Genomic DNA, 25462 nt, shown 5'->3' with positions numbered 1-25462 from the left:
GCGTCCCCCGCGCAATGTCGGGACGAATTGCTCGCGAGATTCGGTGGTGTTCATCACAATCACACATCGAGAGGTATGGAATGTGGACCGGGACCGGTGGGCCCGCTCGAGCGGCATCGGGACCCGGGATCGCGAAGGGCGTGCTCGGCGGTGGACCACCGCCTGTTCGGAACCGGTCCGTCGACCCGTTGCCCGCGAACCGGCCGCGGAACACCCACGTGTACGGTCACCTCGGTGGATAACCGCGATATCCACCGTTCATGTGCCACAGCGAGATTGGCGGTGCCCCCGCTCGGCGCGTGCCGACCGTGGGTGGGCACCGGTGCAGAGGGAGGCAATCGGGCGATGTCCGACGAGACCGACGAGCGACAGGAGACGCTCGGGACAACCGGGCGGCCGGTTTCGCCGGGGGAGACCGCGGTTCCCGCGGCGCCGGCGCAACCCGATCGCGGTCCGGCAACCGTTTCGGAAGTTCCCGAGGACCTCGAGGACGAGGATCTCGAGGCCCCGCTCGAGCCGGAGGACATAACGCTGTCACGGCGGCAACTTCTCGCGGGAGCCGGGCTCGCCGCGTCGATCGTCGCGGGCGGCGGATTCGCCGCCTGGCTCACCGCGCGCCGAACCCCGGGCGCCGGCGGGGTTTCCCGTACGTTGAAGATCGGCTACGGCGGCGGGGTGTGCGAGGCGCCGCTCTACGTCGCGCACCACCAGAAGATCTTCGAGAAACACGGCCTGGACGTGGAGATAATCAAAACCGGCAACGACGAGATCAAGGACGCGGTCGGCGCCGGGAAACTCGATGCCGCGCCCGGTATCTTCTTCTCCTGGCTCAAACCCATCGAACAAGGAATCGATGCCAAACTCGCCGCCGGGTTGCACGAGGGATGTCTGCGCATAGTCGTCCCCCACGACAGCCCGCTACGCTCGGTGGCCGACCTGCGGGGCCAACGGATCGGGGTCGCGGCGATCGGGGATTCGGCGATGTCGTTCTTCTCCCTGGATCTGGTCGATGCCGGTATCGATCCCGGCCAGGACGTGGACTGGCGGGTCTTCGCCGTCGACCAGCTGCCCGATGCGCTGGAGCGCGGAGAGGTCGTGGCGATCGCCGCCGGTGACCCGATAGCCCTCCTGCCGACATTGAGCGGTAAGGCCCGCGAGCTGACCAACAACAGCCAGGGGCCCAACCGGCAGCTGTACTGCTGCGCGACCGTGCTGAACGGGCGACTGCTGCGCGAGGAACCCGATATCGCGCGTTCCTTGGTCACCGCATGGGCCGAGGGCAGTCGATGGGCGGGCGCCAATATTGCGCAGACCGCGGCCATCGAGGTCGACAACCAGTACGCGGCTGCGGACCGCGACACCATCGAGGCCATCCTGAAGACCTATGGTTTCAACCCCTCGGCGGCCCGACTGAAGGACGAGATCATCCCGGGCATCGAAAAATTCGCCAAAACCGGTTACCTCGACAAGAAAACCGATCCGCGGGCCCTCGCGGACAAGGTGTACGTCGATCTGGGCCTGAGCTGGTGACGCCATTATGACGACCACCAGCACCATCGACACCGTGCCACGGTCCCCGACGCCCCCGACCGGCGGCGGCCGTAGACGCTATCCACCGACCCTCGGCTTCGTATGCACCTGGTCGATATGGGTGCTCACATCGGGGGCGACCTTGTTCGTCCCGGACGCCCTGGACGTCGCCGACCCCCTGGCGGTGGGCATCCTCTTCGCCCTGTGGACGGTGGCCCTGACCGGGTGGGCCGTGTTCGGATACCGGAACCGGGAAGCCGCCCTGCGGCTGCGGTACCGGACCCCGTGGATCGGCCTCATCGGCGTATGGATGCTGGTGTGGGAGTTCGGTACCGCCAAAACCGGATTGCTGCGGCCGCCGCATTTCGCCTCGCCGCAGCAGATGCTGCTGGTGTTCTACACCGATGCCGAGATTCTGGCCGCGAGCACCTGGCATTCCCTGGTCCTGTTGCTGACCGGGTTCGTCATCGGTTCGGTGGCGGGGGTGAGCACCGGTATCGCCATGGGCTGGTCGAAGATCGCGTCCTACTGGGGGAACCCGGTGCTCCAGACCGCGGGGCCGGTGCCCGCGGGCACTCTGCTACCGGTGGTGCTCGTTCTGTTCCCGAGTACCTACAGCGGCAGTGTCTTCATGGTCGCCTTCGGGGTGTGGTTCCCGGTCGCGGTGCTCACCAGGGCCGGTATCGCCGGGGTCCCCCGCGGCTATTTCGACGTCGCCCAAACCCTCGGCGCGTCCAAACGGTTTCTCATCTGGCGGGTGGCGGTACCCGGTGCGCTGCCGAGCATCTTCACCGGACTGTTCATGGGGCTGGGTGCCTCGCTCGGCGCGCTCGCCGTCGCCGAACTGCTCGGGGTGGACAACGGACTCGGATGGTACATCCAATGGACCAAGGGGTGGGCCGCCTATCCGCGCATGTATGCCGCGATCATCATCATGGTGGTGGTCTGCCGCACTTTGATGCTGGTGCTGTTCCGAGTACGCAACCGAGTGCTGATCTGGGAGAAAGACCTGGTGCGATGGTGAATTCCGATGTGCGGGGCCTGGTGGGCGATTCCGGTGTCGTCCGCGGAAGCGCCATCGAGATCGAAGGGGTGTCCCACCAGTTCCGCGTGGCCGCGGCGCGAAAACGCACCTTGGCGGATCGACTGCTCGGACGTCCGGCGCCGACCCCGACCCGCGCCCAGGAACTCGGGCGACTGCGAGTGCTGACGAACATATCGCTGCGTATCGAACCCGGCCAGTTCGTCGCGCTGCTCGGGCCGTCCGGCTGTGGTAAATCCACCCTGCTGCGGTTGCTGTCAGGCCTGGAGCGGCCCTCCCGCGGTGAGCTACGCGCCGACGGCGATCCGATCCGTGGACCGCATCCGCATCGCGCCCTGATGTTTCAGGACCCGACGCTGTTCCCCTGGCGCACCGTGGAACAGAACATCGCACTCGGTCCGCAGGCCCGCGGCACCCAGGTCGCCGATCGGGAACGTATCGCCGAAACATTGGCGCTCGTCGGACTCGACGGTTTCCGCGATGCGTTTCCCGCGCAATTGTCCGGGGGTATGGCCCAGCGGGTGGCGTTGGCGCGGGCCCTGGTGAACCGGCCGCGGCTTTTCCTACTGGACGAACCGCTCGGCAAGCTCGACGCCCTGACCAGGGCCACGATGCAAACCGAGATAGCGCGACTGTGGCAACAGGACGGTTTCACCGCGGTCCTGGTGACCCACGATGTCGACGAGGCACTGCGCTTGGCCGACCGGGTGGTCGTACTGACGCCCCGCCCCGGAAAGATAGTGCGGGATCTGCCCATCGAGTTGCCGCGCCCGCGTGACCACGACGATCCCGACTATCTGCGGCTGCGGCGCGATATTCTCGGGCTGCTCGGACAATCGGGCGGGTTCGTCGGATGAGCGCCGGTACGGGGAGTCGATCGATGAGGTATCGACGAGCGTTCGCCGTGTTGCTCGCATTCGTCGTGTCCGGTGCGCAGTCGGTCACGGCGGCAGTGGCATCGGCCCATGTGACGGCCTCGGCCGTGGACGCGGTGGCCGGGCGGAGCGCGGTGGTGACCCTGCGGGTTCCGACCGAATCGACGACCGCGAGCACGGTGGCGTTGGAAGTGGTTCTACCCGAGCGGTATCCCATGGCCACGGTCCGCGCCGAAACCACTCCGGGATGGGAGGTCACGGTGCGCCGAACCGCCCTGCCCACTCCGGTCACCGACGACCACGGCGGCACTGTCACCGAGGCTGTCTCCTCGGTGACCTTCCGCGCCCGCGACGAGGCGTCCGCGATCCATCCCGGCGAGTTCGCCGAGTTCCGCCTGCAGGTGGGTCCATTGCCCGCGGTGCCCACATTGGCGCTGCCCACGATCCAGACCTACAGCGATGGCACCGTCGTCTCCTGGGTGGAACAGAGTTTCGACGGCACCGAACCGGATAAACCCGCTCCGATCCTGCGGCTCTCCGACCCCGCCTCCGACCATGCGCACGGTGCGGCGCGAGAGCGGGAAACCACCGATGTGAATCCGGGACACGACGAACCGAATGCCGACGACACCGGGATCGGCCGGTTGGCATTGGTCGTCGCGTTCGTCGCGCTCGTGCTCGCCGGACTGTCGCTCGTGCTCGCCGGACTGCCCCTGGCGCGCCGCAAGTCCGCCGAATGAGCGAACCGGTTGTGGCCGCCCACCCGCACCACGGTGGTACCCGCGGATTTCGGGACGAAGGTGAGCAACCGACCCGTGCGTCGGGAGGAAACGATCCGACCGCGACATACCGGATCCCGCCGAATGCGCGGGTGTGGTCGGCGATATCGCCCGGATCCCGGCGTATCGGAGCGGTGCGCGTTTTCGGCTCATCGGGCTCGGGGTACCGGATCGTATTTCCGCTCCGTCCGCGGCCCGGTCGAAGGGCCCGATGGGCTCCGTTCGTTCGCCGGGCGGTCGGTTCGGGAACGAGGCCTCGGATTGCGGCGGTGCTCGTCATGGCGGTGGCCCTCCTCTGGTGGGCCACCGCACCGGCGGCGGCCCATGCCGCGCTCGTCGGCACCGACCCCGCGTATGGGGCGACCGTCGACACCACACCGCGACAGGTCTCGGTGATGTTCGACGAACCCGTGACGGTGGCGGATACGGGGATCACGGTGGTCGACGGCGACGGAAGACGAGTCGACACCGGTGAGCCGGTCTACGCGGACAACGCGCACACCGTTTCGGTTGCTCTGTTCCCGGACCTGCCGGACGGCACCTATCTGCTCGGCTGGACGGTGCTGTCGGCCGACGGGCATACGGTCGGTGGGTCCAGCGTCTTCGGTATCGGGGTATCTCCCGATACGACCTCGGGCGACCCGCCGCGCGATCCGGTATCGGTTGCCGCGGACACGGTGGTTCGCATCCTCGCCGGTTTCGCGTATCTCGGTATGGCGCTGGTGGTCGGTATCCCCGTCGTGGCCCGGCTCGGCCACCGGGACCGGGTTTTCGCTCCGGCGGTGGCGCAACTGATCAGGATCGGTGCCGTCACAACTGCGGTGAGCTCGATGCTCATCGTGGCGGCGATACCCGCCCGGCTCGGCGCTGCGGACGGATGGACCGACCCTCGGGTGTGGTGGCAGGCGGTCACCTCGACGCCGGGGGTGGCGATGCTGGTCCGAGCGGTGGCCGCCGTCGTGCCCGCGGTGTTCCCGGCCCGCCGGGTCGCGTTGTCGATGGCGGTACCGGTGATCGTGGGATCGACCGTATTCGCGGGCCACGCCATCTCCGGACCGGAACGATACGCCGCGATCGCCGCTACGGTCGCGCATCTGGTCGCCATGTCGGTGTGGGTGGGTGGTCTCGTCCTCGCAGTGCTGGTGTGGCGCCGCGCCGGACCGATCGCATGGCCGTCCCGGTTCGGCGGTATCGCGCTGGGCGCCGTTGCGGTACTCGCGATCACAGGTACCTATCAGGCCTGGCGTTCGGTGTATCCCGTGCCCGCACTATGGGCCACCGACTGGGGACGGCTGCTGTTGCTGAAGCTCGTCCTGGTGCTTGTCGCCGTCGTCGCGGCGGCGATCGCCCATAGAATGGTCCGCAGCCGCGCGAATCCCACGGTGGTGGTGCGGGTCGAGTTGGGTGCGCAGCTGGCCGTGCTGGCGGTCACGGCCGCGCTGGCCGGGGTCACGCCCGCACGTGATGCCTATGATCCCCCGACCACCCTGGTCATCGACTTGGGGCCGGTGCGCGCGGATATCGCCGTGGACGGTGCGGCGGCGGGGAAACAGGAACTGACGGTTCGCCTGTACGACACGGATGGTCACCCGATCGATGCGTCCGAGGTCACCGCCCGCCTCGTCCGTGCGGACGGTGATCTGGGACCGATTGATATCGCTTTTCGTCGGGTCGAACCGGTGGAGCTCGCCCCCCACTATTTCGTGTCCCGCCCCACCCATGTCCCGTTGGCCGGTCGGTGGTCTCTGCGGCTGACCGTGATCACCGGACGGGCCACGGGTTATACCGGGACCGTCGAATACCGGGTGTGGTGAGCACTGTGTCCGAAACAAGCCACGCCCCGGGCCCAGAGGAGCAGAGGGTATCGCGGTTTCAGAGTTCGATATGGCCGGTGTGGAGTGTGAGAACCGCCGGCCGGCGCGGAGGTCGAAGCATATCCCACTGATTACGACCACATGTAGTAGAAGGCTGTGTGATCGAGTAGCGTTCTACTCTATGGATTTCGTCTACAACGCCGTGCTCGTTACGCACCTGCTCGGTATGGCGGCGCTGGTCGGCGGTTATGCGGCCGGGCAACCCACCGTCAACTCCCTCATGGTCTGGGGCGCGCGCCTGCAGATCCTCACCGGTCTGGTCCTGGTGGGAATGGCCGAGGCCATCGACTCGCTCGACAAGGATCTGAACATGGTGAAGATCGGTGTCAAGCTCGTGGTTGCCTTCCTGGTCGCCGCCTTCGCCGAAATGGGTCGTGCGGAGGCGAAACGTGGTAAGGAACTTGCCTGGATGACGCATGCAGCGGGCGGTTTGGGCATCGTCAATGTGCTGATCGCCGCGCTCTGGACCTGACGATCTCGCGCGGTGCCGACGTGAAACCGTGCGGACGTCGGCACCGCTTTTCGTTTCGCGGTCGTGCGCCCGGCCGTCGCCGCGGGGGCGGCGGGCGATACCGCGGCGTGCGTTTCGTTCGATGGGCCGTATGCCGTCAAGGGTGCTGGGCGAATTACCGATTGACGCTGGTAGACGGCGGACCGGATACTTTTGCTGTTCTTCTGTGTCAGATGCTCCATATGATCCGACGACCCGTTATCGGGGTGAGCATGATGGTGTACGCACTACACGACATGGTTCTTACGGGCACGGCCGTCGCTCAGGTCGCCGATACGACGCCCGAGGCGCCGCCGCTGTCGGCCGAGATCCTCGGGCTCGTTCGCTACTTCACCTGGTTCGCCCTGCTATCCGGAATCATGGGGATCACCTTCGCCGGCGGGCGGTTCGCCTGGGAGAAGTGGAACGGTGGGGCGCTGGCCTCGCCGAAGATGATCGTGGGCGGATTGCTCGGCGGCACGATTGCGACGAGCGCGGGCAGTATCATGGACGCCTTTGTCATCTGACGATCCGTTTCTCGATATCTCGCCGCCATCGGCGGCGAGAGTCACGCGTTCCGTGGGTCCGGGGAGGGAATATCGTGGGTAGTAGAAAAATTGCCGATACCAAGATATGCGCATTTTGAAATGTGATATTCCTGGGGAGACGTCGGATCACACAAAAGGTGCCGTGGCACTCGCAAATTGCACAGATGACCGCCTAGGCCGAATCGATCCGCACTCGCCGCTTCTACGGCTGCCCTATCCTTGCTCGGCCGCGATACCGCCATAGGAGTGAGGCCATAGGAGTGAGAAGGACTGCCTGCGCATTTTTGCCGGTAGAAATCTGCTCTCGAGGCGGGATTCGACAGGAGAAGGGTGGCCGGTCCGCCGACCGGCCACCCGATTGATTACCGAACGAAGGTGCCGGCGTGCTCGGCCAGGTCCAGCAGCGGTTGGGGGATGATGCCCAGCACCAGCGTGACGACGGCCGTCACAGCAACCACTGTTGTGGTCGGCTTCGGAGCGGTGACCACCGGGGCATCGGCGGGCTCGGCGGTGAAGAACATCAACACGATCACCCGGATGTAGAAGAAGGCCGCAATGGCACTGGCGAGTACACCAACCACCACCAGGGCCGCGGCATCGCCCTCGGCCGCGGCCTGGAATACGGCGAACTTCGCTACGAAGCCGCCGGTCAACGGGATCCCGGCGAAGGACAGCAACAGCAGCGCGAAGATCGCCGCCTGCCACGGTGCCCGCCGGCCCAGCCCGGCCCACCGGGACAGGGCGGTGGCCTCGGTGCCGTCGGCTTCCCGCACCAGGCCCACCAGCGCGAACGCGCCCAGTGTGCCGACCCCGTAGACGGCGAGATAGAACAGCACCGAGGAAATACCGGCCGCATTGGCGGCGACCAGTGCGGTGAGCAGGAAACCGGCGTGCGCAATCGATGAGTACGCCAGCATGCGCTTCACATCGGTTTGGGTAATGGCCATGATCGCGCCCACCAGCATGGTGGCGACGGCGATGGCCGCGAGTACCGGCCGCCAATCGTCGACCAGGCCCGGGACGGCGATGTGCAGGACGCGCAGCATCGCGCCGAGCGCGGCGATCTTGGTGGCGGCCGCCATGAACGCTGTGATCGGCGTCGGAGCGCCCTGGTACACATCGGGCACCCAGGCCTGGAATGGTACCGCGCCGATCTTGAACAACAGGCCGACCGCCAGGAGCGCCACCCCGAGCAGGGCAAAGGTGGACTCACCGGCATCCGCGGCGATGGCATCGGCGATACCGGGCAGGCGTACCGTGCCCGCCTGCCCGTAGAGCAGCGCTACCCCGTACAGGAAGAAGGCGGAGGAGAACGCGCCGAGCAGGAAGTACTTCATCGCCGACTCCTGCGACAGCAGTCGCTGCCGCCGGGCCAGTCCGCACAGCAGATACAGCGGCAGTGACAGCACCTCGAGCGCCACGAACATAGTGAGCAGATCGCCGGCCGCCGGGAACAACAGGAGACCACCGAGTGCCAACAGGACGAGCGGAAACACCTCGGTGGCATCGACACCGGCGCGTTCGGCGGACCGTTCGGCCGAACTTCCGGGCACGGCCGAGGCCTGCGGGGTGAAGGCATCCATCGCGTAGGCGGTGGTGGCCGCGGCGCGACTCCAGGTTCCCGGGCCCGAACGCGGTCGGGGCAGCGGGCCGCGTTCGGCCAGGACCGGTATCGCCAGAATCGCCACGACCAGCAGGGTTCCCTGTAGGAAAAGGGTTACTCCGTCGATTACGACCGCACCGCCTACGGCGGAGGTTTCCGTTCCCGCCAACAGGATCACTGCCACCAGCGCCACGGTGAGTGCCGTGATGGTGAGCGCCAGATGGACCGGGTAGCGAACTCGCCGCGGTAGAAACGCCTCCACCAGCACCCCGAGTACGGCGGCGCCGAAGACGATGAGCATCGGCGCCAGCGCGTGATATTCGATACTGGGCGTGGCGACGGACGCGGCCAGGACCGTCCCGATTTCGAGTTCACCGCTCATGGTGCGCGCCTCCGGTGTTCGCCGAGCTCGCCTCCGGGGTCACCGGGGCGGTGGGTTGCGGATCGTGGATGCCGATGGTGGTGAGGGTCCGATCCACCGCGGGATCGATGAACTCCAGCATCGGTTTCGGATATACCCCGAGAACGATGAGCGCGCCGAGGAGTGGAACCACCACGGCCAGTTCCCGCGGGACGAGGTCTTTGATCCCGTGGTTGCCTTGGGTCACCGGACCGGTCATCATCCGCTGGTACAACCACAGCACATAGATCGCCGCCAATACCAGGGCGACGGTGGCGATCACGGCCGCGACCCGGTAGCGACCGAATGTGCCGATCAGAACCAGGAATTCGCTGACGAATGGTGCCAGCCCGGGTAGTGACAGGGTGGCCAGGCCCGCGACGAGGAAGGTGCCCGCCAGGACCGGCGCCACTTTCTGGACACCGCCGTAGTCTGCGATGAGGCGGGTGCCGCGCCGCGATACCAGGAATCCGGCGATCAGGAACAGGGCCGCGGTGGAGATGCCGTGATTGACCATGTACAGCGTCGCCCCCGCCTGGCCTTGGCTGGTCATGGCGAAGATGCCGAGAATGATGAAACCGAAGTGCGAGATGGAAGTGTAGGCGATCAGTCGCATCACATCGGTCTGGCCGATGGCCAGCAGAGCGCCGTAGAGGATGCCGATCACGGCGAGGGCGACGACCAGCGGGGCGTAGGTCCGGGCGGAGTCGGGGAACAGCAGCAGACAGTAGCGCAGCATCCCGAAGGTACCGACCTTGTCGACCACCGCCATCATCAGCACCGCGCTGGACGGGGTGGCGGCCACCGCGGCATCCGGGAGCCAGGTGTGCAGCGGCCACAGTGGCGCCTTCACTGCGAAGGCGAACATGAAACCCAGGAACAGAGCGTTGAGCACCCCGGGACCGGCGCCCAGTTGGCCGTTGCCCGCGGCCTCGATCACGGTGCGCAGATCGAAGGTTCCTGCCGAACCGTCGCCGAGACCCTCCCGTACGGTGAGCACGTACAGGCCGATGACGGCGGCGAGCATGATGAGCCCGCCGAACAGGTTGTACAGCAGGAATTTCACCGCCGCCCGGGAACGCTGCCCGCGGATCTGCGCGGCGTCGGTGCGCGGCCCGAATCCACCGATGAGGAAGTACATCGGGATGAGCATCGCCTCGAAGAACACGTAGAACAGCAGGATGTCGAGGGCGAGGAAGGAGACCAACACCATCGCCTCGACCAGCAGGATGAGCGCGATGTAGGTGTGCGCCACCCGCCGGCCGGTGCCGACCGCGCGGTCGTCGTGCCAGCCCGCGACGATGAGCACCGGCACCAGCGCCGTGGTGAGCAGGATCAGCACCAGGGCGATACCGTCCACGCCGAGGGTGTAGCCGGCACCGAAAGCCGGTATCCAGCGGACCGATTCGACGAACTGGAAGTGTTCGCCGCCCGGTTCGAAGGCCACGGCCAGTCCGATCGCCACCGCGAGGACGGTCACCGAGGCGAGCAGGCCCACCCAGCGTGCCGCGAGTTGGTGGGCGGCGGGTAGCAGTCCGACGACCACCGCACCCGCCACGGGAAGCAACCACAGTATGGACAACCAGGGCATGGCGTTCACCAGATCCTCACCGCCAGTAGGGCGGCGGCCACCAAGGCCGCGCCGGCCAACATGGACAGGGCGTAGGACCGGACGAAACCGGTCTGTACCCGGCGGATTCGCGCCGACAGTCCGCCGATGGCCGCGGCCGTCCCGTTGACCAGACCGTCGATACCGCGACTGTCGACGAAGACCAGGGAACGGGTCAGATGCCGGCCGGGACGCATGAACACGGCCTCGTTGACCGCGTCCCCGTACAGGTCACGACGGGCGGCGACGGTCAGCGCGCTCACCGTTTCCGGTGCGGTTTCGGGCACTGTGACGCGCGCGTACCGCGCATAGGCGAGTGCGACGCCCGCGGCCACTGTGAGCAGCGCCGAGGCGGTGATCACCGGAACGGGCAGCGCGGGCTCACCGTGCTGTTCCCCGACGACGGGTGCGAGCCAGTGCTGGAGTGCGGAACCCCATACGAACAGCGCGCCCGAGGCCACCGAGCCGATGGCCAGTAGGATCATCGGTCCGGTCATGACAGCGGGGGCCTCGTGCGGATGGGTGTCCGGTTTCCAGCGACGTTCCCCGAAAAATGTCAACAGCATCACCCGGGTCATGTAGAAGGCGGTGAGTCCCGCGCCGAACAGGGTGACGGCGCCGAGAATCGGACCGGCGGCGCCTTCGGCGGCGAAGGCGGCCTCGATGATCCGATCCTTGGAGAAGAATCCGGCGAACGGGGGCACACCGATAATGGCCAGGTATCCGAGCCCGAAGGTCACATAGGTGATGGGCAGGAGGGTGCGTAGGCCACCGTAGCGGCGCATATCGGTTTCGTCGTTCATGGCGTGCATCACCGACCCGGCGCCGAGGAACAGTCCCGCTTTGAAGAAGCCGTGGGTGAGCAGGTGCATGATGGCGACGGCGTATCCGGCCGGGCCGAGTCCGACGGCGAGCACCATGTAACCGATCTGGCTCATGGTGGAGGCTGCCAGCGCCTTCTTGATGTCGTCCTTGGCGCAGCCGATGATCGCCCCGAACAACAGGGTCACCGCGCCGACCAGCACCACCGCGGTTCGCGCGGTGGGGGCCAGGTCGTAGACGGGGTTGGAGCGGGCGATCAGGTATACGCCGGCGGTCACCATGGTGGCGGCATGGATGAGCGCCGACACCGGGGTGGGCCCCTCCATGGCGTCACCGAGCCAGGACTGCAGCGGCACCTGGGCGGACTTACCGCAGGCCGCCAGGAGCAGCAGCAATCCGATGGCGGTGAGGGTGCCGTCGCTCGCGGTTTCGGCGGCGCCGAAAACGTCGGCGAAACCGATGGAGCCGAAAGTGGAGAACATGACCATCATGGCCAGTGCCAGACCCATATCGCCGACCCGGTTGACCACGAACGCCTTCTTGGCCGCGGTGGCCGCCGACGGTTTGTGGTACCAGAAGCCGATCAGCAGGTAGGAGGCCAGGCCGACACCTTCCCACCCGAGGTACAGCACCAGGTAGTTGTTCGCCAGCACCAGCAGCAGCATGGCCGCGAGGAACAGGTTGAGGTAGGCGAAGAAGCGGCGGCGTCCGGGGTCGTCGCTCATATATCCGACCGAGTAGATGTGGATGAGCGAACCGACCCCGGTGATCAGCAGTGCGAAGCACATCGACAGCTGATCGAGTTGGAGTCCGAAATCGACCTGCAGGCCGCCGACCGGTACCCACTCGAACAGTGTCAGCGCGATGGGACGTTCGGTTTCGGCGCGGCCGAGCATATCGGCGAAGGCGATGAGCGCCACCGCGAAGGATGCGAGCGCGGCGAAGGTGGCGAGCAGGTGGCCCCACGCGTCGGTACGGCGTCCGACGAGCAGCAGTACGGCGGCGCCGGCCAGGGGCAGGGCGGGCAGCAGCCACAGCGTTGCGGTATCCACGTCAGAACTTCAGCAGGTTGGCGTCGTCGACCGAGGTCGAGCGACGGGCGCGGAAAATGGTGATGATGATGGCCAAACCCACCACGACCTCGGCCGCGGCGACCACCATGGTGAAGAACGCGAACACCTGACCGTCCAGATTCGCGTGCATGCGGGCGAAGGCCACGAAGGCCAGGTTGACCGCGTTGAGCATGAGCTCGATGCACATGAACACCACGATGGCGTTGCGCCGCAACAGCACCCCGGCAGCGCCGATGGTGAACAGCAGCGCGGATAGGAACAGATAGTTTTCCGGATTCACCGTGTGCCTTCCTCGTCGTGGCCGGGGCCGCCCTTCGCCGAACCCACCGAGATGACGGCGGCTTCGGTGAGGGCCTGGGTACGGCGGTGCCGCAGAATCGTCGAGACCGACAGCTCCTCGAAGGAGCCGTCCGGTAGTCGGGCGGGGACGTCGACGGCGTTGTGTCGGGCGTAGACGCCGGGGGTGGGCAGCGGGGTGGGGCGACCGTGTTCGAGGTCGCGGAATCGACGGCGCGACAGTTCCCGCTGGTCCGTTCGCGGCCCGAAGCGTTCCCGGTGGGCGAGCACCATGGCGCCGATGGTGGCGGTGATGAGCAGCGCGCCGGTGAGTTCGAACGCCCAGACATAGCGGACGAAGATCAGTTCGGCCAGTTCGGTGATCACCTCGCGTCCGTCGAATCCGGTGGCGGGGAATTCGACCGCGGAGTTGCGGATGCCGCGAGCGATACCGGCGACGAGCAGCAGTCCGAAGCCGATACCGACCGCGACGGCCGCGATTCGTTGACCGCGTAGGGTTTCGCGCAGCGATTCGGCCGAGTCGACGCCGACGAGCATGAGGACGAACAGGAACAGCATCATGACCGCGCCGGTGTAGACGACGATCTGCACCACCCCGAGGAACAGGGCGTCCTGGGCGATGTACATGACGGCCAGTGAGATCATGGTGGCGGCCAGGCAGATCGCCGAATAGACGGCCTTGGCGGCGAATACCGTGCCGAGGGCACCGATCAGGGCGAGGGGGGCCAGGATCCAGAACTGCACGGTTTCGCCGGTCCCGGTGTGGGTGAGTGGTTCGGCGGCGAGTGCGCTCCCCGGGATCATCGGGTGCCTCCTTCCGCGGCCGCGGTGGGCCGGTCCTCGGCGCCGCGAACGGTGCCCAGGTAGTAGTCGGCCTCGGTGGTGCCGGGTTGCATGGGGTGCGGGGGCGCCTGCATGCTCGGCTCGAGGGGGGCGAGCAACCGGTCCTTTTCGTAGATGAGGTCGGCGCGGTTGTCGTCGGTGAGTTCGTACTCGTTGGTCATGGTGAGCGCCCGGGTCGGGCAGGCCTCGATACACAGTCCGCAGCCGATGCAGCGTAGATAGTTGATCTGATAGACGCGGCCGTATCGTTCGCCGGGGGAGTACCGTTGATCCTCGGTGTTGTCGGCGCCCTCCACATAGATGGCGTCGGCGGGGCAGGCCCAAGCGCACAGTTCGCAGCCGATGCATTTCTCCAGCCCGTCCGGATACCGGTTGAGCTGGTGGCGACCGTGGTAGCGGGGCGCGGTGGGCACCTTCTGTTCCGGATAGAACTCCGTATTGGGTTTCTTGAACATCGTGGCGGCGGTGACCGCGAAACCCGCGAGCGGTTCCAGCAGACCGGGTTCGGTGCGGATGTGGGTGGGGTTCTCCGGTAGCGGCGGCACCGGGAACCCGAGGAAGACGGGTTCGCCGCCGGACGATTCGGTGTCACCGCGCGGCTCGGCCGGTGCGGGTTCGGCCGGTGGTGCGGTTGCGGGGGCACGGCCGGCGCGCAGGAACAGACCGATCATCGCGGCGGTGATCGCCACACCGCCGATGACGAGGACGGGTGTGCGGATGTGGTAGCCCTCGTTTTCGGCGACCCGGGCGGCAGCCACCAGCAGCACCCACAGCAGCGAGACAGGGATGAGTAGTTTCCAGCCCAGGTTCATGAACTGGTCGTAGCGCAGTCGCGGCAGGGTGCCGCGCAACCAGATGAACACGAACAGGAACATCCACACCTTGGCGGTGAACCACAGCAGTGGCCACCAGCCGCTGTTCGCGCCCGACCACAGGTTCAACGGCCACGGTGCCGCCCAGCCGCCGAGGAACATGGTGGTCGCCAGGGCCGAGACCGTGGTCATGTTCACGTATTCGGCGAGCATGAACATGGCGAACTTCAGTGACGAGTATTCGGTGTGGAAACCACCGACCAGCTCGCCTTCGGCCTCCGGGAGGTCGAACGGGGCCCGGTTGGTTTCGCCGACCATGGAGACGCAGTAGATGAGGAACGACGGCAGCAGCAGGAAGACGTACCAGGTGTCGTCCTGCGCGGCGACGATCCCGGAGGTGGCCATGGTGCCGCCGAGTAGGAACACCGCGGCGAAGCACAGGGCCATGGCGATTTCGTAGGAGATGACCTGGGCGGTGGAGCGCAGCCCGCCCAGCAGCGGGTATGTCGAACCGGATGCCCATCCGGCGAGCACGATCCCGTAGACGCCGATGGAGGTGATCGCCAGGATGTAGAGCACCCCGACGGGCAGGTCGGTGAGTTGGAGTGCGGTGGTGTGGCCGAGGACGGACACCTCGGGACCGAACGGGATCACCGCGAAGGCCATAACCGCCGCGATCACCGCGATGACGGGGGCGAGGACGAAGATCGGTTTGTCCACGATGGCGGGGACGATGTCCTCTTTGAACGCCATCTTCACCCCGTCGGCAGCGCTTTGCAGCAGTCCTTTGGGGCCGACGCGGTTCGGGCCGACGCGCATCTGCATCCAGGCCACCACCTTGCGTTCGACGAGCACCCCGAACAGCACGGTGAGCAGGAGGAAGATGAAGATGGCGATCGCTTTGGCGACAACCAGCCACAGGGGGTCGTGGCCGAAGAGCGACAGGTCATACATGGGGGTGTTCCTCCTCCGTCCGCTCGTCGGCGCGTCGTAGGGTCACGACCTCACCGGGTCGGGCGCCCAGGTCGGCGTACACCGTGGATCCGGGCGAGTTCAGTGGTAGCCACACCACCCGGTCGGGCATCTCGGTGACGGTCAGGGGAAGGGTGATCGCACCGTTGTCGGTGTGCACGGTGATCGGATGGCCGTCACGGGCGCCGATTTCCGCCGCGGTGGTTGCGGACAGTCGCGCCACCGGTGGTCGGGCGGTGCCGGCCAGATCGGGTGCCCCGTCCTGCATACGTCCCCGGTCCAGCAGCATCCGCCAGCCGGTCAGGACGGCGGTGCCGGGTTCGGGGCGGGGAAGCGGGTCGGGAAGCCGGGTGGGGTCGGGTGGTGGCGGCCCGTCCCAGGTGCCGATTCGGGCGAGTTCGGCACGGGCGGCGGCGGTATCGGGCAGTCCCAGTGATACGCCCATCTCGGCGGCGAGGGCGTGCAGGACCCGTTGGTCGGACAGCGGTGCCGCGGCGCGCCGGACGGTGCTTTCGCCCAGGGCGGTGTCGAAGGGACGTGGACGGCCCTCCCAGGTGAGGAATGTGCCGGATTTCTCCATGGCCGTGGCCACCGGGAAGACCACATCGGCGCGGGCGGTGACCTCGCTGTGCCGCTGTTCGAGTGCGACGACGAAACCGGTGATGTCGATCGCGGTCCGGGCCCGGTGTGGATCGGGCAGGTCGGCGAGTTCCACACCGCCGACGAGGAGTGCGCGTCGGGCGGAGGCGCGGGCGAGGATACCGTCGGTATCGCGTCCGGGTTCGGTGGGCGGCTCCGGCATGTTCCACACCGCACCGACCCGGCTGCGGGCGCGGGCGTCGATCAGCGGATGCCCGCCCGGCAGCAGGTCGGGCAGCGCACCGGCCGCCACCGCGCCGCGTTCACCGGCCCGGCGCGGCACCCAGGCCAGGGCGGCGCCGGTCTCGTCGGCCAGTCGTGCCGTCGCCGACAGGGTGCCGGGTGCGGCGGCGGCACGTTCTCCGACCATGACCACCGCACCCGGTTGGCGAAGCAGCCGGCCGAGTTCGGCGAATACGGTGTCGAGTTCCGAGTGGTGACCCGGGTTCGGGTTGCCGTCGGGGGAGCCGCATGCCCGAATGATGTCCAACAGCCGGGCCTGGTCGCCCGGGATCGTCGGGATGAGTGTGCCCGACATACGCTCCAGTCCGCGGGAGGCGTAGGCGGCCAGGGAGTAGATCCGCAGGTTGCGGGTGCGGGCCGCCTTACGCAGACGCAGATAGACGATCGGCGATTCTTCTTCGGGCTCGAAGTCGACGAGCAGCACGACCGGTGCGGCGGCCAGCCCGTCGTAGCTCACCCCGCCGGCCCGGTTCGCGACGCGAGCGGCGAGGAAGTCGGCCTCCTCGGCGGAATGGAGGCGGGCCCGGAAATCTATATCGTTGGTCCCCAGCACGACGCGGGCGAACTTGGCGTAGGCGTAGGCGTCTTCCTGGGTGGCCCGGCCGCCGACCAGCACCCCCACACCGTCGGACGCCGCCCGCAGACCACGTGCGGCGGCGGCGAGGGCCTCGGACCAGGAGCAGGGGGCCAGTTCACCGTCGGGGCCGCGCAGCAGCGGGGTGGTGATCCGATCGGGTTCGGTGCCGTAGGCGAATGCCCAGCGGCCCTTGTCGCAATTCCATTCCTCGTTCACCTGCGGGTCGTCGCCGGCCAGCCGGCGCAGGACCTTACCGCGACGGTGGTCTGTGCGTTGGGCGCAGCCCGAGGCGCAGTGTTCGCAGATATTCGGGCTGGACACCAGATCGAACGGGCGGGCGCGGAACCGGTAACTGGTGCCGGTGAGCGCCCCGACCGGACAGATCTGCACGGTGTTGCCGGAGAAATAGGAGTTGAGGGGTTCGGCGTCGGCGGTGCCGACCTGTTGTAATGCCCCACGCTCCAGCAGTTCGATGAAGGGATCACCCGCGATCTGCTGGGAGAACCGGGTGCAGCGGGCGCACAGAACACACCGTTCCCGGTCCAGCAGCACTGCGCTGGACAGCGGGATGGGTTTGGGATAGGTGCGTTTGGTGCCCTCGAATCGGGTTTCGGGTCGTCCGGTGGACATGGCCTGGTTCTGCAATGGGCATTCGCCGCCCTTGTCGCAGATCGGGCAGTCCAGCGGATGGTTGATCAGCAGCAGCTCCATCACACCCTCTTGGGCCTTCCGGGCGACCGGGGAACCGAGCTGGGTGTGCGCGACCATCCCGTCGGTGACGGCCACGGTGCAGGAGGCCACCGGTTTGCGTTGTCCCTCCACCTCCACCAGGCATTGGCGGCAGGCGCCGACCGGGTCGAGGAGTGGATGGTCGCAGAAGCGGGGGATCTGGATGCCGATCAGCTCCGCGGCGCGGATGAGCAGGGTGCCCGCGGGAACGCTGACGGTGGTGCCGTCGATGGTGACGGTGACCAGGTCGGCGGGCCGGCTGCTGCTGGTGTCGGTGCGGACGGTGGCGGTCATCGGACTCCCTCTCCGGGCGCGGCGTCGGCCCAGGCGGTGCTGCGGGCGGGGTCGAACGGGCAGCCGCCGTGCCGTAGATGCTCGAGGTACTCGTCGCGGAAATACTTCAGTGAGGAGATGATCGGACTGGCGGCGCCGTCGCCGAGGGCGCAGAACGATTTGCCGTTGATGTTGTCGCAGATGTCGTTCAGTTTCTCCAGGTCGGCCTCGGTGCCTTTACCGGCCTCGAGTCGGGTGAGCAGCTGAACCAGCCAATAGGTGCCTTCCCGGCACGGTGTGCACTTACCGCAGGATTCGTGTGCGTAGAACTCCGTCCAGCGCAGAACCGCTCGTACCACGCAGGTGGTTTCGTCGAAGATCTGCAGCGCCTTGGTGCCGAGCATGGAGCCGGCGGCGGCCACGTTCTCGTAGTCCAGGGGAATATCGAGGTGTTCGGCGGTGAGCAGGGGGGTGGACGAGCCGCCGGGGGTCCAGAACTTCAGATCATGGCCGGCGCGGACACCGCCGGCGTAGTCGAGCAGTTCCCGCAGGGTGATCCCCAGCGGGGCCTCGTACTGGCCCGGTCGGGTGACGTGGCCGGACAGCGAGTACAGGGTGAATCCGGGGGATTTCTCGCTGCCCATGGATCGGAACCAGGCGGTGCCGTTGCGGATTATGGGTGGCACGCTGGCGATGGATTCGACATTGTTGACCACGGTCGGGCTCGCGTAAAGACCCGCCACCGCGGGAAACGGCGGTCGTAGTCGGGGCTGACCGCGGCGGCCCTCGAGGGAATCCAGCAGCGCTGTCTCCTCACCGCAGATATAGGCCCCTGCGCCGGCGTGCACGATCAGTTCGAGGTCGTAGCCGGAGCCGAGGATATTTCGGCCCAGCAACCCGGCGGCGTAGGCCTCGGCGACCGCCGCCTGTAGGCGGCGCAGTACGGGAACGACCTCGCCGCGCAGGTAGATGAAGGCGTGTCCGGCGCGGATGGCGTAGGCGGCGATGATCACCCCTTCGATCAACGCATGCGGTTCGGCGAGCATGAGGGGGATGTCCTTGCAGGTCCCCGGCTCGGATTCGTCGGCGTTGACCACCAGGTAGTGGGGTTTGACGCTGCCGTCGGGTTCGGGGGCCTGCGGGATGAAACCCCATTTCATTCCGGTGGGGAATCCGGCGCCGCCGCGGCCGCGCAATCCCGCGTCCTTGACCGTTTGGATGACCTCGTCGGGGGACATGCCCAGGGCGATCGGCAGGGCCCGGTATCCGTCGTGTGCGCGATAGGCGTCCAGGGTCCACGAACGCGGTCGGCCCCAGTTCCGGCTGAGTACGGGTGTCAGCGTCGTCATATCACGCACCCCTGGTGGGATCGGTGTCGGCGGGGTCGGGCGCGCTCATCCCGTGTTCGCGCGCGAGGTCCACCCCGGCGAGTGTGGGAGCGCCCGGTTCGCCGTCGAGGGCTCCGGGGCGTTCGTCGGGGAAACCGGCCAGGATGCGGGCGGTCTCTCGGAAGGTGCACAGCGGTGCGCCGCGGGTGGGGGTCACGGTGTCGCCGCGGCGTAGGGCGTCGACGAGGGCCCGCGCCGATTCCGGGGTCTGGTTGTCGAAGAACTCCCAGTTCACCATGACGACGGGGGCGTAGTCGCAGGCCGCGTTGCACTCGATGTGTTCGAGGGTGATGGTGCCGTCCTCGGTGGTCTGTCCGTGCTCGATGCCCAGGTGTTCGCGCAGGGCGGCGAGGATGGCGTCCCCGCCCAGGACGGCACACAGGGTGTTGGTGCACACCCCCACGTGGTAGTCGCCGGTGGGGGTGCGCCGGTACATCGAGTAGAAGGTGGCCACCGCGGTGACCTCGGCGGCGGTGAGACCGAGTTGTTCGGCGCAGAAGTCGATACCGGCACCGCTGACATACCCTTCTTCGGCCTGTACCAGGTGTAGTAGCGGCAGTAGCGCCGACCGCGGCTGCGGGTATCGGGCGATGATCTGTTTCGCGTCCGGTTCCAGACGCGCTCGGACCTCGGCCGGGAAGGGTTCCGGCCGGGTGCTCAGACGCAACAGTATTTCGGTCATCGGTCCACTCCGCCCATGACGGGATCGATACTTGCCACGGCGGCGATCACATCGGCGACCATCCCGCCTTCGCACATGGCCGCCACCGCTTGCAGATTCGTGAACGAGGGGTCGCGGTAGTGCACGCGATAGGGCCGGGTGCCGCCGTCGCTGACCATGTGCACCCCCAGTTCGCCGCGCGGCGATTCCACCGCGACGTACACCTGGCCTGCGGGGACCCGAATACCTTCGGTGACGAGCTTGAAATGGTGGATCAGCCCCTCCATGGAGGTGCCCATGATCCGACCGATGTGTCGGGGCGAGTTGCCGAGACCGTCGGGGCCGAGTTGGAGGTCGGCGGGCCAGGCGATCTTCTGGTCCTCGATCATCACCGGCCCGGGCCGCAGCCGGTCCAGGCACTGTTCGACGATCTTCAGCGACTCCTTCATCTCCTCGATCCGGATGAGGTAGCGCCCGTAGCAGTCACAGGTGTCGGTGGTGGGGATATCGAATTCGTAGGTTTGGTAATCGCAGTAGGGCATGGCCTTGCGCAGGTCGTGCGGTAGCCCGGTGGAGCGCAGGACCGGGCCGGTGATCCCGAGTGCCATACAGCCGGTGAGATCGAGGTAGCCGATATTGCAGGTGCGGGCCTTGAAGATCGGGTTGTGGGTGAGCAGGTGCTCCATGTCCCGCAACCGTTTCGGCATCAGTTGCAGCAGTTCGCGCACCTTGGTCACGGCGTCGTCGGGGATGTCCTGGGCGAGTCCGCCGGGACGGATGTAGGCGTGGTTCATCCGCAGCCCGGTGATGGCCTCGAAGACGTCGAGGACGAGTTCGCGTTCCCGGAACCCGAACAGCATCGGGGTGAGTGCGCCGAGTTCCATGCCGCCGGTCGCCAGCGCCACCAGATGCGAGGAGATCCGGTTGAGCTCCATGAGCATGACCCGCGCCACGGTGGCGCGTTCGGGGATCTGTTCGGTGATGCCGAGCAGTTTCTCCACCCCGAGGCAGTAGGCGGTTTCGTTGAAGAACGGCGACAGGTAGTCCATGCGGGTGACGAAGGTGACGCCCTGCGCCCAGGTGCGGAATTCGAGGTTCTTCTCGATCCCGGTGTGCAGGTAGCCGATTCCGCAGCGGGCCTCGACCACGGTCTCGCCCTCGATCTCCAGGATCAGCCGCAGCACACCGTGGGTCGACGGATGCTGCGGACCCATATTGACGACGATGCGTTCCTCGCCCGCTCCGCGCAGGGCCTCGGCGACATCGCTCCAGTCCTGCCCCACCACGGTGACGACAGGTGCTTCGTTCGGTCCGGTGGTGTCGTCGGCGCGAGGGGGTTCGCCGGGATTTCCGCTCGGGTTGCCGCGCTCCTGCCCGGGGGTGGTACCGGGCCTGATATCGATTTCGCTCATCAGCTGTATGCCCTCCGCTCGTCGGGCGGCGGGATGCGCGCGCCCTTGTATTCGACCGGTATCCCGCCGAGCGGGTAGTCCTTGCGCTGGGGGTGACCGCGCCAGTCGTCGGGCATGGTGATGCGGGTGAGCGAGGGATGCCCGTCGAACCGGATACCGAAGAAGTCGTAGGTTTCCCGCTCGTGCCAGTCGGTGGTGGGATACACCCGGTACAGCGACGGAATATGGGGATCGGTGTCGGGAACGGACACCTCCAGGCGCACTCGCCGACCGTGGGTGATCGACATCAGGTGGTACACGGCGTGCAGTTCGCGGTCGGTGTCCTCCGGGTAGTGGACGCCGCTGACCCCGAGGCAGAGTTCGAACCGCAGTGCCGGGTCGTCGCGTAGTGCGCGGGCCACGGTCGGTAGCCGTTCTCGTCGTACGTGCAGGGTGAGTTCGTCGCGGTCGACCACAACCTTCTCGATGGCGGTCTCGAAGTCGATCCCCGACGGCAGCGCATGTTCCAGTGCTTCGACGATGGTGTCGAAGTAACCGCCGTACGGTGGCGGGGTACTGCCGGGCAGGGTGATCTTGCGGATCAGTCGCCCGTATCCGGAGGTGTCCTCGGTGTCGGATGCGCCGAACATGCCGCGGCGGACACCGATGATCTCGGCGTCGGTGTCGGCGGGGTGTGCGGATCCGCCGGAAGTGCCGGTGTTTTCGGGGTGGTCGACGCTCATCGCAGCAGGCCCTCCATGCGGATGGTCGGCGTGGCCGCCAGTGCGGCCTGTTCCGCGGCGCGGATGGCCTCTTCGCGGTTCACACCCATCGGCGTCCGTTGAATCTTGTCGTGCAGCGCCAGAATCGCGTTGAGCAGCATCTCCGGCCGTGGGGGGCAGCCGGGTAGGTAGATGTCGACCGGCACCACATGGTCTACGCCCTGGACGATGGCATAGTTGTTGAACATGCCTCCCGAGGAGGCGCAGACACCCATGGCCAGTACCCATTTCGGCTCGGTCATCTGGTCGTAGACCTGCCGTAGAACCGGTGCCATCTTCTGGCTCACCCGACCGGCGACGATCATCAGATCGGCCTGTCGAGGGGAGGCGCGGAACACCTCCATACCGAAGCGCGCCGAGTCGAAGCGTCCGGCACCGGTGGACATCATCTCGATGGCGCAGCAGGCGAGGCCGAAGGTGGCCGGCCACAGCGAACCCTTGCGCATATAACCCGCCAGGGCTTCGACGGTACTGAGCACGAAGCCGCTGGGCAGTTTTTCTTCCAGACCCATGTCGGTTACTCCTGGGGGTCGACTACGGGGGCACCCCCCGCGGGCGCGGGGGATCGGTTGTCGGTTCGTGCGCGTCAGTCCCAGCCCAGGCCGCCGCGACGCCATTCGTAGGCGTAGGCGACCGAGACGTTGACGATGAACAACGCCATGGCGACCAGGCCGAACACCCCCAGCGCATCGATGTGGACCGCCCACGGGTAGAGGAAGACGATCTCGATGTCGAAGATGATGAACAACATCGCGGTGAGGTAGTACTTCACCGGGAAACGTTGCCCCGTCGTACTTCCCGGGCCCCCGGAGACCGCGTGGGGCGTGGGCTCTATACCGCATTCGTAGGCCTGTAGTTTCGCTCGGTTGTAGCGTTTCGGACCGATCAGGCTCGCGATCAGCACCGAGACCACGGCGAATGCGGCGGCGACCGCGCCGAGTACCAGTATCGGCAGTTCGGTGTTCACGACTGCACTTCCCCTCCTTGCGAACTGGAGCGGGCGGTTGTGCCGTCCGTCCTCAATGGGGTTCGGGTGGGTGGCGGGTGCCCCGCAATGCCGGATCGCCTCATGGCCTCGTCGGGTGAGGGTGGCTCGTCCGACGAGGCGGGGCTGTGGGGGAATCTGGCGTCGCGGGGTATCGCGTCATCTCCCGCGCTCATGTGAGCTACGGCACAGCCTACAACCGTTTCGGCTGCACGATCACGGTTTCAACAGCCCATTTGATCGAATTCGAAACTGACATTTATGAGCAAACGAGGCTAATCAGGGCACGTGAACGGTCATGGAAGGGGCTGGATGTGCTTCAGGCCGCCGAGCGGTTCCGCAGTAACGCCACCACGGTTTCGGTGAGGCGGAACGGATCGATGGGGTGCGCGACCATGGCCTCCGCACGGGACCAACTCGCCAACCAGGCGTCATCGGCCCGGCCGGTGAGCACCACCAGCGGTGGGCAGTTATCGATTTCGTCCTTGAGCTGTTTGGCGACACCGAGACCGCCGACGGGGGTGGATTCACCGTCGAGAATGGCCAGATCGACCTCACCCGCGTCCATGTGCTGCAACACCACCGGTGCGGTGGCCACTTCGATGTAGTCGAACGGCGGTAGAGCGGGGTGCGGCCGTCTGCCCAGCGCCAGGATCACCTGGCTCCGGGTGTCGGCATCGCTGCTGTAGACCAGAACCCGCAGGGTGGTGGGGGGATTCGTATCGGCCACGTCGGAATGGTACGTCCGCTACGGCCTCCGCGGGGGCAGCTTCGCCGGATCGATGCGTTTCGCCGTGCCGGCCGGGCGTCGCCGGGCGATATCACCCGCCCTCGGTGTCGGTGTGCCGGCCTACGGTATGCGGGGGTGCCCGGTGCACCGGACGAAATGCAACGACATCGGATGCGGAAGGTGGGTCGATGATCCGGGTCGGCTGGGAGCAGGTGTTCGCCTGGCGGTTACGGCGACAATTCGTCGCCCCGCCGACCGCGGACGACGCGGTCGCGGTGGCCCGGCGGCTGTGCGGAGTGCAGGCGCAGGTGGCCTCCACCGCGGAACTGGCCGTTGCGCTGCGTCGGCAGCACCCGGAACGCGATGCGGTGGGGCGCGCGTTGGCCGCCGGTGAGCTGATCAAGACCTGGGCCATGCGGGGAACACTGCATGCCATGACGCCGGATCTGGCGGCGGCCTGCCTCGGTCTCGTCGGCGCCGCGCGCACCTGGGAGAAACCGGTCTGGCAGCGTAATTTCGGCATCTCCCCGGCACAGATGGCGACACTGGCCGACAGGGTCGCGCATCTGCTCGACACCGCGATACTCACCCGAGCGGAGCTGGTCGCCGAACTGGTCACCGAACCGGAACTCGCTCCGTTGGCCGAACATCTGGGCTCGGGGTGGGGAACGCTGCTCAAACCCCTGGCCTGGCAGGGAGCGTTGTGCCACGGGCCGATGCGCGGTAACGCGGTCACGTTCACCACCCCCGCCCGGGCGATCCCCGACTGGCCCGGCCTCCCGGAACCGGACCGGGCCGCGGCGATCGTGATTCCCGCCTACCTGGGTGTCTACGGCCCCGCCACTCCGGACACGTTCGATGCCTGGCTCACCCGGGGCGCCCACCGTAAGGCGACCGTGCGGCGCTGGTTCGCCGATCTGGGGGACGAACTGATCGAAGTCGAGGTCGAAGGCCGCCGCGGCCATCTGCGTCGCGCGGATGTCGACGAACTCCTCGATACCGATCCCGCGACCTCGGTGCATCTATTGGGCGGATTCGACCAGTACGTTCTGGGCCCCGGTACCGGCGACACCGCGCTGCTGCCGGCCGCGCATCGGCGAGCGGTGAGTCGGACGGCGGGGTGGATCGCGCCGCTGGTCGTGGTGGGCGGTCGGATCGCGGGCACCTGGGAAATTCTCGACGGGGCCGTCGCGGTGGAGATGTTCGACGGGGCGCCGCTGCCCCGTGCCGGACTGGACGAGGCCGTCACGCGAGTGGGTGTGGCGCTGGGGCAGTCGGAACTGGGTCTGCGTATCGCGGCGTGAGGGGCGCCTCGATTCCATGTCGCTCGACCTCGGTCGTCGCTTTCGGCGTCGGGAGCGCGAGATGCGGGTACGCGATCCTCGTTAGGCTACCCGGGTGACAGGAGTATCGGGTGCGGACTTCATCGATACGGTGGCCTGGGTGCACATCGACAACGGTCGGGTGCTGTGTGCCAGACCCCGCCGCAAGGATG

General features: G+C 67.1%; 22 protein-coding genes. 8 read left to right on the top strand and 14 right to left on the bottom strand.

Going from position 1 to position 25462, the window contains the following annotated elements:
• Positions 1-345: 345 nt before the first annotated feature.
• The 7 genes from ON32_RS11760 to ON32_RS11730 all read left to right on the top strand — a co-directional run bounded on the left by ON32_RS11760 (position 346) and on the right by ON32_RS11730 (position 7117).
• On the top strand, positions 346-1530 hold the full coding sequence (locus ON32_RS11760; protein ID WP_051133149.1) for an ABC transporter substrate-binding protein: 1185 nt from the start codon (positions 346-348) through the stop codon (positions 1528-1530).
• Positions 1531-1537: 7 nt separating this feature from the next.
• The gene (locus ON32_RS11755) at positions 1538-2554 is read left to right on the top strand and encodes an ABC transporter permease (RefSeq protein ID WP_040790916.1); all 1017 of its coding nucleotides are present in this window, start codon (positions 1538-1540) and stop codon (positions 2552-2554) included.
• Positions 2548-3429, top strand: a complete 882-nt coding sequence (locus tag ON32_RS11750) for an ABC transporter ATP-binding protein (protein ID WP_051133148.1) — start codon at positions 2548-2550, stop codon at positions 3427-3429. Before ON32_RS11755 ends, ON32_RS11750 begins: the two co-directional genes overlap by 7 nt.
• Positions 3430-3452: 23 nt before the next feature.
• Positions 3453-4187, top strand: coding sequence for a YcnI family copper-binding membrane protein (locus ON32_RS11745; protein WP_040790915.1), 735 nt, complete (start codon positions 3453-3455; stop codon positions 4185-4187).
• 317 nt (positions 4188-4504) lie between these two features.
• On the top strand, positions 4505-6040 hold the full coding sequence (locus tag ON32_RS11740; RefSeq protein ID WP_217998046.1) for a copper resistance CopC/CopD family protein: 1536 nt from the start codon (positions 4505-4507) through the stop codon (positions 6038-6040).
• Positions 6041-6221: 181 nt separating this feature from the next.
• Positions 6222-6572 (top strand): hypothetical protein, encoded by a 351-nt coding sequence (locus tag ON32_RS11735; protein ID WP_040790913.1) that lies wholly within the window; start codon positions 6222-6224, stop codon positions 6570-6572.
• Between the two features lie 251 nt (positions 6573-6823).
• Positions 6824-7117 (top strand): hypothetical protein, encoded by a 294-nt coding sequence (locus tag ON32_RS11730; RefSeq protein ID WP_174361629.1) that lies wholly within the window; start codon positions 6824-6826, stop codon positions 7115-7117.
• A gap of 383 nt (positions 7118-7500) precedes the next feature.
• Here ON32_RS11730 and nuoN read toward each other — a convergent pair whose 3' ends face one another.
• The 14 genes from nuoN to ON32_RS11660 form a co-directional block, all read right to left on the bottom strand.
• Complete coding sequence (nuoN, locus tag ON32_RS11725; protein ID WP_040790912.1) at positions 7501-9123, bottom strand: NADH-quinone oxidoreductase subunit NuoN; 1623 nt, start codon at positions 9121-9123, stop codon at positions 7501-7503.
• A complete protein-coding gene (locus ON32_RS11720; RefSeq protein ID WP_085995175.1) occupies positions 9113-10741 on the bottom strand; it encodes an NADH-quinone oxidoreductase subunit M in 1629 nt (542 codons plus the stop codon). Before ON32_RS11720 ends, nuoN begins: the two co-directional genes overlap by 11 nt.
• Positions 10738-12624, bottom strand: a complete 1887-nt coding sequence (gene nuoL / locus ON32_RS11715; RefSeq protein ID WP_040790911.1) for an NADH-quinone oxidoreductase subunit L — start codon at positions 12622-12624, stop codon at positions 10738-10740. The genes ON32_RS11720 and nuoL overlap by 4 nt, the downstream gene beginning before the upstream one ends.
• A 1-nt stretch (position 12625) precedes the next feature.
• Positions 12626-12925, bottom strand: a complete 300-nt coding sequence (gene nuoK, locus ON32_RS11710) for an NADH-quinone oxidoreductase subunit NuoK (protein WP_040790910.1) — start codon at positions 12923-12925, stop codon at positions 12626-12628.
• The gene (locus tag ON32_RS11705; protein WP_040790909.1) at positions 12922-13746 is read right to left on the bottom strand and encodes an NADH-quinone oxidoreductase subunit J; all 825 of its coding nucleotides are present in this window, start codon (positions 13744-13746) and stop codon (positions 12922-12924) included. The genes nuoK and ON32_RS11705 overlap by 4 nt, the downstream gene beginning before the upstream one ends.
• Complete coding sequence (gene nuoH, locus ON32_RS11700; protein ID WP_040790908.1) at positions 13743-15551, bottom strand: NADH-quinone oxidoreductase subunit NuoH; 1809 nt, start codon at positions 15549-15551, stop codon at positions 13743-13745. The genes ON32_RS11705 and nuoH overlap by 4 nt, the downstream gene beginning before the upstream one ends.
• Entirely contained in the window at positions 15544-18051 is a 2508-nt protein-coding gene (locus ON32_RS11695) for an NADH-quinone oxidoreductase subunit G (protein ID WP_051133146.1), read from the bottom strand. The genes nuoH and ON32_RS11695 overlap by 8 nt, the downstream gene beginning before the upstream one ends.
• Positions 18048-19379, bottom strand: coding sequence for an NADH-quinone oxidoreductase subunit NuoF (gene nuoF / locus ON32_RS11690; protein ID WP_040790907.1), 1332 nt, complete (start codon positions 19377-19379; stop codon positions 18048-18050). Before nuoF ends, ON32_RS11695 begins: the two co-directional genes overlap by 4 nt.
• Position 19380: 1 nt before the next feature.
• On the bottom strand, positions 19381-20100 hold the full coding sequence (nuoE, locus tag ON32_RS11685) for an NADH-quinone oxidoreductase subunit NuoE (RefSeq protein WP_040790906.1): 720 nt from the start codon (positions 20098-20100) through the stop codon (positions 19381-19383).
• Positions 20097-21491 carry an NADH-quinone oxidoreductase subunit D gene (locus ON32_RS11680; protein ID WP_245550977.1) on the bottom strand — a complete coding sequence of 465 codons (1395 nt, stop codon included), beginning with the start codon at positions 21489-21491 and terminating at the stop codon, positions 20097-20099. The genes nuoE and ON32_RS11680 overlap by 4 nt, the downstream gene beginning before the upstream one ends.
• Positions 21491-22213, bottom strand: a complete 723-nt coding sequence (locus ON32_RS11675) for an NADH-quinone oxidoreductase subunit C (protein ID WP_040790905.1) — start codon at positions 22211-22213, stop codon at positions 21491-21493. The genes ON32_RS11680 and ON32_RS11675 overlap by 1 nt, the downstream gene beginning before the upstream one ends.
• Positions 22210-22764, bottom strand: a complete 555-nt coding sequence (locus ON32_RS11670) for a NuoB/complex I 20 kDa subunit family protein (RefSeq protein ID WP_040790904.1) — start codon at positions 22762-22764, stop codon at positions 22210-22212. Before ON32_RS11670 ends, ON32_RS11675 begins: the two co-directional genes overlap by 4 nt.
• Positions 22765-22838: 74 nt before the next feature.
• The gene (locus ON32_RS11665; protein ID WP_040790903.1) at positions 22839-23219 is read right to left on the bottom strand and encodes an NADH-quinone oxidoreductase subunit A; all 381 of its coding nucleotides are present in this window, start codon (positions 23217-23219) and stop codon (positions 22839-22841) included.
• A gap of 337 nt (positions 23220-23556) precedes the next feature.
• The gene (locus ON32_RS11660; protein ID WP_040790902.1) at positions 23557-23967 is read right to left on the bottom strand and encodes an Rv3143 family two-component system response regulator; all 411 of its coding nucleotides are present in this window, start codon (positions 23965-23967) and stop codon (positions 23557-23559) included.
• Positions 23968-24155: 188 nt separating this feature from the next.
• Between ON32_RS11660 and ON32_RS11655 the strand changes: the two genes are divergently transcribed.
• On the top strand, positions 24156-25271 hold the full coding sequence (locus tag ON32_RS11655; RefSeq protein ID WP_040790901.1) for a winged helix DNA-binding domain-containing protein: 1116 nt from the start codon (positions 24156-24158) through the stop codon (positions 25269-25271).
• Positions 25272-25462: the final 191 nt, after the last annotated feature.

This window comes from Nocardia paucivorans NBRC 100373 (assembly GCF_000308675.1).
Lineage (GTDB): Bacteria > Actinomycetota > Actinomycetes > Mycobacteriales > Mycobacteriaceae > Nocardia > Nocardia paucivorans.
This window is presented reverse-complemented; position numbering and strand designations above follow the sequence as displayed.

Coding starts and splice junctions, on each gene's coding strand:
- ON32_RS11675 (WP_040790905.1), bottom strand. CDS start 22,213: ATGAGCGTCGACCACCCCGAAAACACCGGCACTTCCGGCGGATCCGCA.
- ON32_RS11760 (WP_051133149.1), top strand. CDS start 346: ATGTCCGACGAGACCGACGAGCGACAGGAGACGCTCGGGACAACCGGG.
- nuoH (WP_040790908.1), bottom strand. CDS start 15,551: ATGTATGACCTGTCGCTCTTCGGCCACGACCCCCTGTGGCTGGTTGTC.
- ON32_RS11735 (WP_040790913.1), top strand. CDS start 6,222: ATGGATTTCGTCTACAACGCCGTGCTCGTTACGCACCTGCTCGGTATG.
- ON32_RS11655 (WP_040790901.1), top strand. CDS start 24,156: ATGATCCGGGTCGGCTGGGAGCAGGTGTTCGCCTGGCGGTTACGGCGA.
- ON32_RS11750 (WP_051133148.1), top strand. CDS start 2,548: ATGGTGAATTCCGATGTGCGGGGCCTGGTGGGCGATTCCGGTGTCGTC.
- nuoE (WP_040790906.1), bottom strand. CDS start 20,100: ATGACCGAAATACTGTTGCGTCTGAGCACCCGGCCGGAACCCTTCCCG.
- ON32_RS11730 (WP_174361629.1), top strand. CDS start 6,824: ATGATGGTGTACGCACTACACGACATGGTTCTTACGGGCACGGCCGTC.
- ON32_RS11745 (WP_040790915.1), top strand. CDS start 3,453: ATGAGGTATCGACGAGCGTTCGCCGTGTTGCTCGCATTCGTCGTGTCC.
- ON32_RS11680 (WP_245550977.1), bottom strand. CDS start 21,491: ATGAGCGAAATCGATATCAGGCCCGGTACCACCCCCGGGCAGGAGCGC.
- nuoF (WP_040790907.1), bottom strand. CDS start 19,379: ATGACGACGCTGACACCCGTACTCAGCCGGAACTGGGGCCGACCGCGT.
- nuoN (WP_040790912.1), bottom strand. CDS start 9,123: ATGAGCGGTGAACTCGAAATCGGGACGGTCCTGGCCGCGTCCGTCGCC.
- ON32_RS11695 (WP_051133146.1), bottom strand. CDS start 18,051: ATGACCGCCACCGTCCGCACCGACACCAGCAGCAGCCGGCCCGCCGAC.
- ON32_RS11755 (WP_040790916.1), top strand. CDS start 1,538: ATGACGACCACCAGCACCATCGACACCGTGCCACGGTCCCCGACGCCC.
- ON32_RS11740 (WP_217998046.1), top strand. CDS start 4,505: ATGGCGGTGGCCCTCCTCTGGTGGGCCACCGCACCGGCGGCGGCCCAT.
- ON32_RS11705 (WP_040790909.1), bottom strand. CDS start 13,746: ATGATCCCGGGGAGCGCACTCGCCGCCGAACCACTCACCCACACCGGG.
- ON32_RS11670 (WP_040790904.1), bottom strand. CDS start 22,764: ATGGGTCTGGAAGAAAAACTGCCCAGCGGCTTCGTGCTCAGTACCGTC.